Genomic DNA, 13100 nt, shown 5'->3' with positions numbered 1-13100 from the left:
GAGCCGCGCATGACCACCCGCCTTGATCACGCCTTCATCGCCATCGACGCCGCCAATGCGCAGGACCCCGCATCCGAAGACGGCACCCCTGCCAACCTGCTTTACGGCCAGCGGATGACGGCAGAACAGCAGCGGCTGTTCCCCGATGCCGACGACGTGCTGCGCATCGCCTGTCGCGGCCAGCATATCGAACGCTGGACCCTGCCGCGCACCAGCTATCCGATGGGGCGGCCCGGATACCTGAAATGGCGCCAGGAACAGGGACGCCGCCATGCCGAACGCATCGCGGGGATCATGGCCGATGCGGGTTACGGCGAAGATGACATCGACCGCGCCCGCAAGATGCTGACCAAGCAGGGCATCAAGCGCGACCCCCAGGTGCAGGCGCTGGAGGATGTGATCTGCTTTACCTTCATCCGCTGGTATCTGGGTGATTTCATGGCCGAGCAGCCCGATGAGAAGATGCCCCGGATCATCGAGAAGACCGCCCGCAAGATGTCCGCGGACGCGCGCGCCCGCGCCTTGCGGGAATTCCAGATGCCCCCCGTCTTCGCCGAGCTGTTCCGTCAGGCGGATGCTGCGCGGACCCTGTCGCGGGCCGTCATCGTGTCCCACGGCCAGCCCGGCGACCCCGCCCCCCAGCAGCAGGCGATCGAGGATCTGGCGGCAGCAGTCGCGGCCCATCTGCCCGGCCTGCAGGTGATGGGCGCGACCCTGGCCATGCCCGAGGCGCTGGCCAGAACCGCCACCAGCGATTGCGTCATCTATCCGATGTTCATGGCCGAGGGTTGGTTTACCGGCATCGAACTGCCCCGACGCCTGACCGCCGCCGGTGCGCCCGGTGCCCATATCATGCGCCCCTTCGGCACCGATCCCGGCCTGCCCGCGCTGATCGTGGAAAAGGTGGCGCAGGCCGCGACCGCCCAAGGGTGGGATCTGGCCGAGACGACGCTGCTGCTGTCGGCGCATGGATCGCAACGCTCGCAGGCCAGCTTTGACATCACCACTGCGCTGGCCAACACGCTGGCCCCGCATTTCGCCCGCGTGGTGACGGGCTTTGTCGAACAGGAGCCCTTCATCGCCGATGCCGCCCGCGGCCTGGACCGCGCCGTCAGCCTGCCGCTGTTCGCGCTGCGGGCCGAACATGTCACCCAAGACCTGCCCGAGGCACTGGATCAGGCGGGCTTTGCCGGCCCGCGTCTCGATCCGATTGGCCTTGCGCCCGAGACGCCCGAAATGATCGCCCGGTCGATCCGCGACGAAATTTCAAGCTTGAAATAAAATCGGACCCATGCCAGCTTTCCCCTAAGTGGGAGGCATCCGATGAAGATCCTGTGTCTGGGCGGCGGGCCTGCGGGCCTGTACTTCGCGATCTCGATGAAGCTGCGCGACCCGTCGCACGATGTGACGGTGCTGGAACGCAACCGCGCCAACGACACCTTCGGGTGGGGCGTGGTCTTGTCGGATGATGCGCTGGCGCGGATGGAAAAGAACGACCCGCCCTCGGCTAAGGCGATCCGCGACAACTTCATCTATTGGGACGACATCGCCGTCATCCGCGACGGACAGCGCGACGTGTCGGGCGGCCACGGCTTTGCCGGGATCGGGCGCAAGATGCTGCTGACCCTGCTGCAGGACCGGGCGCGCGAGCTGGGCGTCACCATGCAGTTCCAGACTGAATTCGGCCCTGCCGAAAGCTATCGCCGCGATTACGACCTGGTAGTGGCCGCCGACGGGCTGAACAGCCGGGTGCGGGCCGAATATGCCGAAACCTTCCGCCCCGATATCGACATGCGGCTGTGCAAGTTCATCTGGCTGGGCACGCATCAGAAATTCGATGACGCCTTCACCTTCATCTTTGAAAAGACGCCGCATGGCTGGATGTGGGCGCATGTCTATTCCTTCGACGCGGACACCGCGACCTTCATCGTCGAATGCAGCCAGGACACATGGGACGGCTTTGGCTTCGAATCCATGACCAAGGAAGACATCGTCGAGACCTGCCGCGCCGTCTTTGCCGACCATCTGGGCGGTCACAAGCTGATGTCGAATGCCGAACATCTGCGCGGCTCGGCGGTCTGGATGAATTTCCCGCGCGTCATCTGCGACCGCTGGTATCATGAAAACGTGGTGCTGATGGGCGATGCGGCGGCGACGGGGCATTTCTCGATCGGGTCGGGAACGCGGCTGGCCTTGGACAGCGCCATCGCGCTGGCCGATTACCTGCACAGCGAAGCGACCTTGGAAGCCGCCTTCCAACGCTATCAGGACGAACGCCGGGTCGAGGTGCTGCGCCTGCAATCGGCCGCCCGCAACAGCCTGGAATGGTTCGAGGAGGTCGAGCGCTACTTCGACCTGCACCCGATCCAGTTCACCTATTCCCTGCTGACCCGCAGTCAGCGCATCAGCCATGAAAACCTGCGCCTGCGCGACCCCGACTGGGTCCGCCGGGCCGAGGATTGGTTCCAGCAGCAGGCCGGCGGCCAGCCCGACCGCGCGCCGATCTTTGCCCCCTTCCGCCTGCGCGACATGGAATTGAAGAACCGCATCGTCGTATCCCCCATGGCGCAATACAAGGCGCAGGACGGCTGCCCGACCGACTGGCATCTGGTCCATTACGGCGAACGTGCCAAGGGCGGCGCTGGGCTGGTCTATACCGAGATGACCTGCGTCAGCGCCGATGGCCGCATCACTCCGGGCTGCCCCGGTCTTTATGCGCCAGAACACCAGACGGCCTGGACGCGCATCGTCGATTTCGTGCACCGCGAAACCGACGCGAAGATCTGCTGCCAGATCGGCCATGCCGGTCGCAAGGGCAGCACGCGCATCGGGTGGGAAGGCATGGACAAGCCTCTGGAACGGGGCAACTGGCCGCTGATCTCGGCCTCTGCCCTGCCTTGGACCGCGCAGAATGCCACCCCGCGAGAGATGACGCAGCATGACATGGACGTCGTGCGAGGACAATTCGTGGGCGCGACCCACATGGCCGATGCGGCGGGCTTTGACATGATCGAGCTGCACGCGGCGCATGGCTATCTGGTCAGCAGCTTTCTGTCGCCGGTATCCAACCGGCGCACCGACGAGTATGGCGGCAGCCTGGAAAACCGTCTGCGCTGGCCCTTGCAGGTGCTGACCGCGATGCGTGCCGCATGGCCGCAGGACAAGCCGCTGGCGGTGCGCATCTCGGCCACGGATTGGACCGATGACGGCATCACCCCGGACGATGCGGTGGCCATCGCCCGCGCCTTCCATGACGCGGGGGCCGATATCATCGACGTGTCGGCGGGGCAGACCACGCCCGAGGCCAAGCCGGTCTATGGCCGGATGTTCCAGACGCCGTTTTCCGACCGCATCCGCAACCAGGCGGGCATCGCCACCATGGCCGTCGGCAACATCACCGAGGCCGATCAGGCGAACTCGATCCTGATGGCGGGGCGGGCCGATCTGGTCTGCCTGGCACGCCCGCATCTGGCCGATCCCTATTGGACGCTGCATGCGGCGACGGCGCTTGGCGACGCGGGCACCGCATGGCCCCTGCCCTATCTGGCGGGCGGCGACCAGGCCCGCCGCCTTGCCCAGAAGCAATCCGAGGAGATCCGTGCATGAGCACCGTCCTGATCACCGGCGGCGGCAGTGGCACGGGCGCCGACATGGCCCGCGCCTTCGCCGAACGCGGCCATGACGTCGTCATCACCGGCCGCGACCGCGCGAAACTGGATCGCGTCGCGGGGGGCCGAATCCGCGCTGTCTCGGGCGATGTCAGCGACCCCGATCAGGTGGCCGAGGTTTTCGCCGCCGCCGGTCCTTGCCAGATCGTCATCGCCAATGCGGGCATCGCCGAGGCCGCGCCCTTCGGCAAGGTCAGCATGGATCACTGGAACCGCATCATCGCGGTCAACCTGACCGGTGTCTTCCTGACCTTTCAGCAGGGGCTGGCGCAGATGGGTCCGGGGGGGCGGCTGATCGCCATCTGCTCCATCGCGGGATTGCGCGGGGCCGCCTATGCCGCGCCCTATGCCGCCAGCAAGCATGGCGTGATGGGGCTGGTGCGGTCCCTGGCCCAAGAGGTCGCCAGGAAAGACATCACCGTCAACGCCGTCTGCCCCGGATACCTGGACACCGAGATGACGCAGCGCAGCATCGAGAACGTCATGGCCAAGACCGGGCGCGACCGCGCGGCGGCCATCGCGGGCATCGCGGGACGCAACCCGCAGGGCAAGCTGATCCCGCCCTCCAACGTGACGGCAGCGGCGCTTTGGCTGGCGCTGGAGGGATCGGGCGCGATGAACGGCCAGGCCATCACCATTGACGGCGGCGAAGGCCCATGAGCGATCTGTCCAAGCATCGCCTGAAGACCTGGATCCGCATGCTGGCGGTCACGCGCGGGGCGGAAAACCGGCTGCGCGATTACCTGCGGCGCGAACATGCCACGACCCTGCCGCGTTTCGACGTGATGGCGGCACTGTGGCGGTGCCGCGACGGGGTCACCATGTCAGAGCTGTCGCGGATGCTGCTGGTCTCGAACGGGAACGCGACGGCGGTGGTGGACCGACTGGAGGCCGATGGCATGGCCCGGCGCGAGGCCGAGGATGGGGACCGCCGCCGCATCCGCGTCCGCCTGACCCCCGAGGGCCTAGCCGCCTTTGAAACCATGGCCAAGGGCCACGAGGCCGAGGTCGATGCCATTCTGGCCAATCTGGACCAAGCCGATCTGGACAGCATGCGCGCGATCCTGTCCCGCGCCGGAGGAACCCCATGACACCCGTGACGATGGCCGACCGCAGCCCGCAGCATTTCTTGTGGCAGGTGACCGACCGCATCGGCGTGATCCGTTTGAACCGCCCCGAGCGCAAGAACCCGTTGACCTTCGACAGCTATGCCGAACTGGCCGCCCATTTCCGCGATCTGGCCCATGCCGATGACGTGGACGTGGTCGTGATCGCCAGCAATGGGGGCAATTTCTGTTCGGGCGGCGACGTGCACGAGATCATTGGCCCGCTGGTCGGCATGGAGATGCCCGAGCTGTTGGCTTTTACCCGCATGACCGGTGAACTGGTCAAGGCGATGATCCATTGCAACAAGCCCGTGATCGCCGCCGTCGAGGGGATCTGCGTCGGCGCAGGTGCCATCATGGCGATGGCATCGGACCTGCGGCTGGCCGCGCCATCGGCCAAGGCGGCCTTCCTGTTCACCAAGGTCGGGCTGGCCGGATGCGACATGGGCGCCTGCGCGATGCTGCCCCGAATCGTGGGCCAAGGGCGGGCGGCGGAACTGCTCTATACCGGTCGCGTCCTGCGCGCCGAGGAAGGCGAGCGTTGGGGGTTCTGGAACAGCCTGCATGATGATGTGGAAAGCGCGGCGATGGCCTTGGCGCGGCAGATCGCCGACGGACCGGTCTGGGCGCATGGCGTCACCAAGACCCAGCTGAACCAGGAATGGAACATGGGTCTGGATCAGGCCATCGAAGCCGAGGCGCAGGCGCAGGCCATCTGCATGAAGACCCGCGATTTCGAACGCGCCTATCATGCCTTCGTCGCCAAGGAGACGCCGGTCTTTCAAGGAAACTGACAGCCCGGGGGCGCTTCGCCCCCCGGACCCCCAGAGGGTATTTGGGACAAAGAAGAAGATGGATCGCAGCTTTCTGGACTGGCCGTTTTTCGAGGATCGCCACCGTGCGCTGGCGGAGGATCTGGAGGTATGGTGCGGCGCGCATCTGCCTGTCGATCACGGCGGCGTGGACGCGGCATGTCGCGGGTTGGTCGCGGAATTGGGGCGGGGCGGCTGGCTGCGCCATTCGGGCGGCGAAGCACTGGACATCCGGGCGCTGTGCATCATCCGCGAGACATTGGCGCGTCATGACGGGCTGGCGGATTTCGCCTTTGCGATGCAGGGGCTGGGCATGGGGGCCGTCACCCTGTTCGGCGATGAGGGGCAGCGGGCGTGGCTGGACCGGACGCGGGCGGGTGATGCGATTTCGGCCTTTGCGCTGACCGAACCGGGATCGGGGTCAGACGTGGCGCGGACCGCCACCACGGCGCGGCGCGATGGTGATGACTGGGTGCTGGAGGGCGAGAAGACCTATATCTCGAACGGGGGGATCGCGGATCTTTACGTCATCGTCGCGCGGACCGGCGAAGGGGATGGGGCGCGCGGTTTGTCGGCCTTTCTGCTGCCCGCCGACACGCCGGGCCTGCAGGTTGTCAGCCGGATCGAGGTGATGGCGCCCCATCCGCTGGCGCATCTGCGGCTGACGGATGTGCGCCTGTCTGCCGATGCGCTGATCGGTCAGGCGGGGCACGGGTTCCGCATCGCCATGACGGTGCTGGATCATTTCCGCCCCACGGTCGGGGCTGCCGCCTTGGGTTTTGCCCGCCGCGCGCTGGACGAAGCGCTTGCACGCGTCCGTGACCGCCGGCTGTTCGGCGCCCCGATGTCGAAATTGCAGATGGTGCAGGGACATCTGGCCGATATGGCGCTGAAGATCGATGCCGCCGCCCTGCTGGTCTATCGCGCCGCATGGGCCAAGGATCAGGGTGCGCCGCGCATTACGCGCGAGGCGGCGATGGCCAAGCTTTACGCGACCGAGGCCGCCCAGCAGGTCATCGATCAGGCCGTGCAGCTGTTCGGCGGCGACGGCGTGCGGGTCGGCATGCCGGTCGAGAGCCTTTACCGCGAAATCCGCGCCTTGCGCATCTATGAAGGGGCCAGCGACGTGCAAAAGCTGATCATCGCCCGCAGCGTGTTGGAGGCACCATGATCTATTCCCGCACCATCGCCATCGAATTCTGCCACTGCGACCCGGCGGGGATCGTTTTTTACCCTCGCTATGCCGAGATGGTGAATCACATGGTGGAAAACTTCTTTCTGGAGATCGTGGGCCATGGCTTCGGCCCGATGATGGCGGCGGGACAGGGAATGCCGACCGTCAAGCTGGAGATGGATTTCAGGAAACCATCCCGCCTTGGGGACCGCATCCGGTGGGACCTGCAGGTGGACCATCTGGGCACCAGCAGCGCCCGTTTCCTGATCCGCGCCGAAGACCGGCTGGAGGCGCGCAGCACCGTCGTCTGGATGGCGCGCGATTTCACCCCGTCGCCTTGGCCGGATGATATCCGCACCACGCTGGAGGCCTATCATGCATGAACCGCTGCACCCCGCGCATTGGAAGCGCGCCGTCGGATACGCCAACGGCGTCATGGCACGCGGACGCACCATCTATACCGGCGGGCTGGTGGGCTGGGATGCCGACCAGCAGTTCCGGACCGATGATTTCGCGGGCCAGGTCCGGCAGGTGCTGGAAAACATCGTTGCGGTCCTGGCCGAAGGCGGCGCGGGGCCCGAACACCTGGTGCGCCTGACCTGGTACGTCACCGACAAGCACGAATACCTGGGCGCCCTGCGCGAGGTCGGCGCCGCCTATCGCGACGTCATCGGCCGCCACTATCCGGCCATGGCGCTGGTCCAGGTCGTGGCCCTGGTCGAGGATCGCGCCAAGGTCGAGATCGAGGCCACCGCCGTCATTCCGGACTGAAACCTGGGGGATCACCATGCCAGCATTAGGACCAAGCGGACATCAGGACAGCTTTACGCGCGACCACCTGCCACCCGCTGCGGCTTGGCCCGTGATCGACCTGTCGGGATACGACTATCCCGACTGGCTGAACGTCGGGGCCGAACTGACCGACCGCATGGTCGAACGCGGCTTTGGCGACCGGATCGCGCTGGTCGGCAACGGGCGGGCGCGCACCTACAAGGAGCTGTCCGACTGGACGAACCGCCTGGCCCATGCGCTGGTCAGCGATTACGGCGTCAGGCCCGGCAACCGCGTGCTGATCCGGTCGGCCAACAACCCCGCGATGGTCGCCTGCTGGCTGGCCGCGACCAAGGCGGGGGCGGTGGTGGTGAACACCATGCCGATGCTGCGCGCCAAGGAGTTGGGCCAGATCGTCGACAAGGCGCAGGTGGAATTCGCGCTGTGCGACACCCGCCTGATGGAGGAGCTGGTCACGACCGCCAAGGCGTCATCGGTGCTGAACACGGTGATCGGCTTCGACGGCACCGCTAATCACGACGCCGAACTGGACCGCGCGGCCCTGACCAAGCCGGTGCGTTTCGATGCGGTGCGGACCGGGCGCGACGACGTAGCGCTGCTCGGCATGACCTCGGGGTCGACGGGCGAACCCAAGGCCACCATGCATTTCCACCGCGACCTGCTGATCATCGCCGACGGCTATGCGCGCGAGGTTCTGGGCGTCACCCCCGACGACATCTTCGTGGGCAGCCCGCCCTTGGCCTTCACCTTCGGCCTGGGCGGTCTGGCGGTCTTTCCGCTGCGCTTCGGGGCCAGCGCGGTGCTGCTGGAAAACGCATCGCCGCCGAACATGGTCCAGATCATCCAGGATCACCGCGCCACCATCTGCTTCACCGCGCCGACCGCCTATCGGGTCATGCTGCGGGCGATGGACCAAGGGGCCGATCTGTCCAGCCTGCGCGTCGCCGTCAGCGCGGGCGAGACCCTGCCCGCCCCCGTCTGGCAGGATTGGCACGACCGCACCGGCAAGCCCATGCTGGACGGCATCGGCGCGACCGAGATGCTGCACATCTTCCTGACCAACCGCCTGGACGACAGCCATCCCGGCTGCACGGGCCGCCCCGTCCAGGGCTATCGCGCCCGCATCATCGGCGATGACGGCGCCGAGGTCCCGCGCGGCGAGATGGGGCGCCTGGCCGTCATCGGCCCGACCGGCTGCCGATACCTGGACGACCCGCGACAGGGCGACTATGTGCTGGACGGCTGGAACCTGACCGGCGACACCTTCTGGCAGGATGACGACGGGCGCTTCCATTTCGCGGCGCGCTGCGACGACATCATCGTCTCGGCGGGCTACAACATCGCCGGTCCCGATGTCGAAGCCGCGTTGCTGTCCCATCCCGACGTGTCCGAATGTGCAGTGATCGGCATTCCCGACCCCGATCGCGGCCAGATCGTGCAGGCCCATGTCGTGCTGACCGAAGGCGTCGCCGCCGACCAGGCCACGGTCGAACGGTTACAGCGGCACGTCAAGGACAGCATCGCCCCCTTCAAATACCCGCGCAGCGTGGTCTTCTGCGACGCGCTGCCCAAGACCCAGACGGGCAAGATCCAACGATTCAGGCTGAAGCAATGACCTATGATCCCGCGTCCGAAGGCGCACGCATGTCCTTTGACGGGCGAATGTCCTATGGCGACTATCTGGGGCTGGATGCCATCCTGTCCGCCCAGCACCCGCGTTCCGACGCCCATGACGAGATGCTGTTCATCATCCAGCACCAGACCAGCGAACTCTGGATGAAGCTGGCCCTGCATGAAATGTCGGCCGCCCGCGACCGGATCGCCGCGGGCGACCTGCGACCAGCCTTCAAGATGCTGTCGCGCGTGTCGCGGATCATGGAACAGCTGAACAGCGCGTGGGACGTGCTGCGCACCATGACGCCCAGTGAATACACCGAATTCCGCCCTTCGCTGGTGGAAAGCAGCGGCTTTCAGTCCTTCCAGTACCGGATGATCGAATTCGTGGCCGGGAACCGCAACATGGCGATGATCGGCCCGCATGAACACCGCCCCGAACTGGCCCAGGCCCTGCGCGCCGAGGCCGCGCGACCGTCGCTCTACGATCACGTTCTGGACCGGCTGCGCGCGGCGGGCTTCAACGTGGCCGCACGGACCGAACTGGACCGCCCCCACCAGCCCGACCCCACCGCCCGCGCCGCATGGGCGCAGGTCTATCGCGATCCGGCGCAATACTGGGAGCTGTACGAGCTGGCCGAGAAACTGGTCGACTTCGAGGATTACTTCCGCCGCTGGCGCTTCAACCACGTCACCACGGTCGAACGGGTCATCGGCTTCAAGCGCGGATCGGGCGGCACATCGGGCGTCAGCTATCTGCGGCGGATGCTGGACGTGGTGCTTTATCCCGACCTGTGGGAATTGCGGACCGAGCTTTAGTCCCGCCCGTAATAGGCATAGCTGCCCGCCACCGAAAACCCCAAGGTGGCATAGGTCGCCTGCGCCACTGCATTGGCGCGGCTGACCGCCAGCCCGATCCGGGTCGCGCCCTGTTCGGCGGCCCAGAAGGCCGCCTGCCGCATCATCCAGCCGGCAAGGCCGTGGCGGCGGAAAGGGGGCAGAACCTCGACCCCGTGGACCATGGCCACCGGCCCGTGCGCCGCCACGAAGGCGCTGCCCGCTGCGCGGTCCTGGATGCGGCCAAGAATGGCGGCCTTGGGATGGGGCACGCGGTCCATTACCGCCTGCCGCGCGGGGTTGATGTTGCCCGCTCCCCAGATCTGGCGCTGGATCGCCATAGGCGGCCAAAGCGCAAAGGTCATCACGGGCGGCAGGGTCCGGTCGGTCAGCAACGCCACGGGGGCGGACATGACCAGCGTCGGGATTTCGGTCGCAAACCCACGGGCGGTCAGTTCGGCGATCAGGTCGTGGTCGTCATCCCAGGCGCGAAACAGCGGGCGCTGGCCCCATGCGGCATGCTGGGTGCAGGCGGCGTCCAGATCGCCGGGCGTCCAAGGGCCATCGGCCATCCCGGAACTGACGCGCCCGCCGGCCCCAAGCCCCCGCCCGACCAGCAACCCGCCGCAGCGGACGGTTTCGGCGGCGGGCCAGGTGGCCTCGAAGGCGTGGGCCAGATCCGCATCGGGCCGCCCCATCAGAGCGACAGCCGCGCCTGCAGGGCCGACATGCCCGCCGCGACACGGGCCTGATCCAAGCCCCGCACCACCAGGTTCGTGCCCCAACCCGTGTCGTCGCGGAAGGGATAGGACCCCAGCGACAGATCGGCAAAATCGGCGGCCACGGCCTTGAGGTCTTCTGCCACGTCGCTTTCGCCGCGGCGCACCTCGATGGTCAGGGATTGCACGGGGCGGCCGCCGGGCAGGTTCGGGACCAGCCAGGCGACCATGCCGCGAAACACTTCCGGCACGCCGGCCATCACATGGGTGCAGCCGATGGAAAAGCCCGGCGCGCCCGACACCGAATTGTCGATCAGCGTCGCGCCCACCGGAATGCGGGCCATGCGCAGGCGGTTTTCCGTCAGCTCTGTCCCCATGCGGTCGCAGCGTTCCTGCAGGATGGCGCGCGCGACGGGGTGGATCTCGACAGTGGTGCCATGGGCGTCGGCGACGGCATCGGCGGTGATGTCGTCATGCGTCGGCCCGATCCCGCCCGAGGTGAACAGCAGGTCGTATTTGCCGCCAAGCGACTTGTCGTATTCCCGGATCGCGCCGACGATGCTGTCGTGATCGTCGGACACCACGCGGATTTCGCGCAGGTCGAACCCGGTCGCCGTCAGAACCTGTGCCAAGTGGTGGGCATTGCCTTCGCGGGTACGGCCCGACAGGATCTCATCCCCGATGACCAGAATCGCGGCGGTAGGGTTGTCCGACTGCATCTGCGCTGCCCCTTGGCTTGAAACGTGATGCATCCTTCTATGCCCGTGGGAAGGGCTGGAACAAGTGGCCTCGGCCATCTATCTAGCAGGAATGAAGAAAGGATCAGCGATGGACGACAGCCGCATCACCAAGGAAGGTATCCGCATCCACATGCCCGAGGATTCCGCAGGCATGCACAAGGCGGGTGCGCTTGCCGCGCAGATCCTGGACGAGGTCGGGCCGCTGGTCGAACCCGGCGTCGCCACGTCCGTTCTGGACGATTTCATCCGCAACCGGATCACCGAACTGGGCGCCACCTCCGCCACCATCGGGTATCGCGGATACCAGCATGCCAGCTGCATCAGCGTGAACCACGTCGTCTGCCACGGCATTCCCGGCGACAAGGTGCTGAAGGAAGGCGACATCGCCAATATCGACGTGACGGTGATCGTGGACGGCTGGTTCGGCGACACCAGCCGCATGTATGTCGCGGGCAAGGCGCCCCTGAAGGCACAGCGCCTGCTGAAGGTCACCCATGACGCGCTGATGAAGGGCATCGAGGTCGTGCGCCCCGGCGCCACCTTCGGCGATATCGGCGCGGCCATCCAGACCTATGCCGAGGGGCAGCGCATGTCGGTCGTGCGCGATTTCTGCGGCCACGGGATCGGGCGGGTCTTCCACGCGCCACCGAACGTGCTGCATTTCGGCCGCGCGGGCAAAGGCCCTGTGCTGGAGGAGGGCATGTTCTTCACCATCGAACCAATGATCAACCTGGGCCGTCCCGAAACCAAGGTCCTGGCCGATGACTGGACCGCCGTCACGCGCGACAAGTCGCTGTCGGCGCAGTTCGAACATTCGATTGGCGTGACCGCCAACGGGTTCGAGATCTTCACGCCTTCGGACCGGTTCTTCCCCGACCTGGGCTGATGCCGCGCGACCCTTGAACGACGCATGCGGGGGGCGGTCCTGTCGCCCCCCCCCACGCCCTCAGGCGCGCCCGGACGCTGCGGACAGCAGCGACGGGTCGATACCCTGAGCCCGCAGCGCCCGCTGCCACTTGTCGTCATTCGCGTCGTCAAAGATCAGGTCTTCGGCGCTGTCACCCGTCAGCCAGCCATTGGCCAGCATCTCGGATTCCAGCTGGCCCGGGCCCCACCCGGCATAGCCAAGCGCCAGAACCGCCGGTTCCGGCCCCTGCCCCTGCGCCAGATCCTCCAGGATGTCGCGCGTGGTGGTCATGGCCAGCGCATGGCCGATGCGCATCCGGCCTTCAGGGTCCGTTCCGTGTTCGGCGACCTTGTGCAGCACGAAGCCGCGTCCGGGTTCGACCGGACCGCCAAAGCGGATCTGGACCTGTCGGGCATTCTCCTCGACCTCGATGCCCAACTGTTCCAGCAATTCGCCGAAATTGATCTCGGGCAGGGGATGGTTCAGCACCAGCCCCATCGCGCCGTCATCGGAATGGGCGCAGACCAGCACGACCGATCTTTCAAAACGCTGATCGGTCATGCCGGGCATGGCGATCAGGATCTTGCCGGTCAGGTTCGCGTTGGCCGTTTCTGTCTGGGGCGAGGATTCGGGGGTAATGCTCATCTGGTCTCCTTTTGTCCTTCAAGATCGGGGCTGGGATGCGATCTTGCAAGGTTCGCGCGCATTTGTGACTTTCCAGCCCCGCCCCC

Annotated in this window: 14 protein-coding genes; 11 read left to right on the top strand and 3 right to left on the bottom strand. The window is 66.5% G+C overall.

Annotated features, from left to right (window positions below; translation table 11 throughout):
* Positions 1-9 precede the first annotated feature (9 nt).
* Genes DKT70_RS18705 through kynA form a run of 10 tightly spaced genes read left to right on the top strand, consistent with a single transcriptional unit; the run spans position 10 to position 9985 of the window.
* Positions 10-1281, top strand: coding sequence for a DUF4202 family protein (locus DKT70_RS18705; RefSeq protein WP_325048030.1), 1272 nt, complete (start codon positions 10-12; stop codon positions 1279-1281).
* Positions 1282-1323: 42 nt separating this feature from the next.
* Positions 1324-3606 carry a bifunctional salicylyl-CoA 5-hydroxylase/oxidoreductase gene (locus DKT70_RS05435; protein WP_111558174.1) on the top strand — a complete coding sequence of 761 codons (2283 nt, stop codon included), beginning with the start codon at positions 1324-1326 and terminating at the stop codon, positions 3604-3606.
* A complete protein-coding gene (locus DKT70_RS05430; protein WP_111558173.1) occupies positions 3603-4328 on the top strand; it encodes an SDR family NAD(P)-dependent oxidoreductase in 726 nt (241 codons plus the stop codon). The genes DKT70_RS05435 and DKT70_RS05430 overlap by 4 nt, the downstream gene beginning before the upstream one ends.
* Positions 4325-4759 (top strand): MarR family winged helix-turn-helix transcriptional regulator, encoded by a 435-nt coding sequence (locus tag DKT70_RS05425; protein ID WP_111558172.1) that lies wholly within the window; start codon positions 4325-4327, stop codon positions 4757-4759. The genes DKT70_RS05430 and DKT70_RS05425 overlap by 4 nt, the downstream gene beginning before the upstream one ends.
* Positions 4756-5568 (top strand): enoyl-CoA hydratase family protein, encoded by an 813-nt coding sequence (locus DKT70_RS05420; protein WP_233490432.1) that lies wholly within the window; start codon positions 4756-4758, stop codon positions 5566-5568. The genes DKT70_RS05425 and DKT70_RS05420 overlap by 4 nt, the downstream gene beginning before the upstream one ends.
* Positions 5569-5626: 58 nt before the next feature.
* Entirely contained in the window at positions 5627-6757 is a 1131-nt protein-coding gene (locus DKT70_RS05415) for an acyl-CoA dehydrogenase family protein (RefSeq protein WP_111558171.1), read from the top strand.
* Positions 6754-7143: an acyl-CoA thioesterase gene (locus tag DKT70_RS05410; RefSeq protein ID WP_111558170.1), complete on the top strand. Its 390-nt coding sequence runs from the start codon at positions 6754-6756 to the stop codon at positions 7141-7143. Before DKT70_RS05415 ends, DKT70_RS05410 begins: the two co-directional genes overlap by 4 nt.
* On the top strand, positions 7136-7531 hold the full coding sequence (locus DKT70_RS05405; RefSeq protein ID WP_111558169.1) for a RidA family protein: 396 nt from the start codon (positions 7136-7138) through the stop codon (positions 7529-7531). Before DKT70_RS05410 ends, DKT70_RS05405 begins: the two co-directional genes overlap by 8 nt.
* Positions 7532-7547: 16 nt before the next feature.
* A complete protein-coding gene (locus tag DKT70_RS05400; protein WP_111558168.1) occupies positions 7548-9167 on the top strand; it encodes an AMP-binding protein in 1620 nt (539 codons plus the stop codon).
* Positions 9164-9985, top strand: coding sequence for a tryptophan 2,3-dioxygenase (gene kynA / locus DKT70_RS05395; protein ID WP_111558167.1), 822 nt, complete (start codon positions 9164-9166; stop codon positions 9983-9985). The genes DKT70_RS05400 and kynA overlap by 4 nt, the downstream gene beginning before the upstream one ends.
* On the opposite strand, the gene DKT70_RS05390 is transcribed toward kynA, so the two are convergent.
* Both DKT70_RS05390 and DKT70_RS05385 read right to left on the bottom strand, forming a co-directional pair.
* Complete coding sequence (locus tag DKT70_RS05390) at positions 9982-10701, bottom strand: GNAT family N-acetyltransferase (protein ID WP_111558166.1); 720 nt, start codon at positions 10699-10701, stop codon at positions 9982-9984. The two genes, kynA and DKT70_RS05390, sit on opposite strands and share 4 nt — an antisense overlap.
* A complete protein-coding gene (locus DKT70_RS05385; RefSeq protein ID WP_111558165.1) occupies positions 10701-11441 on the bottom strand; it encodes a competence/damage-inducible protein A in 741 nt (246 codons plus the stop codon). Before DKT70_RS05385 ends, DKT70_RS05390 begins: the two co-directional genes overlap by 1 nt.
* Positions 11442-11550: 109 nt before the next feature.
* On the opposite strand from DKT70_RS05385, the gene map reads away from it, so the two are divergent.
* Positions 11551-12348: a type I methionyl aminopeptidase gene (gene map / locus DKT70_RS05380; protein ID WP_111558164.1), complete on the top strand. Its 798-nt coding sequence runs from the start codon at positions 11551-11553 to the stop codon at positions 12346-12348.
* A gap of 60 nt (positions 12349-12408) precedes the next feature.
* Here map and DKT70_RS05375 read toward each other — a convergent pair whose 3' ends face one another.
* Positions 12409-13014 (bottom strand): YqgE/AlgH family protein, encoded by a 606-nt coding sequence (locus DKT70_RS05375; RefSeq protein WP_111558163.1) that lies wholly within the window; start codon positions 13012-13014, stop codon positions 12409-12411.
* Between the last annotated feature and the right edge of the window lie 86 nt (positions 13015-13100).

Origin of the sequence: Paracoccus sediminilitoris (assembly GCF_003259195.1) — a bacterium.
In the GTDB taxonomy this organism is placed as follows: Bacteria; Pseudomonadota; Alphaproteobacteria; order Rhodobacterales; family Rhodobacteraceae; genus Paracoccus; species Paracoccus sediminilitoris.
This window is presented reverse-complemented; position numbering and strand designations above follow the sequence as displayed.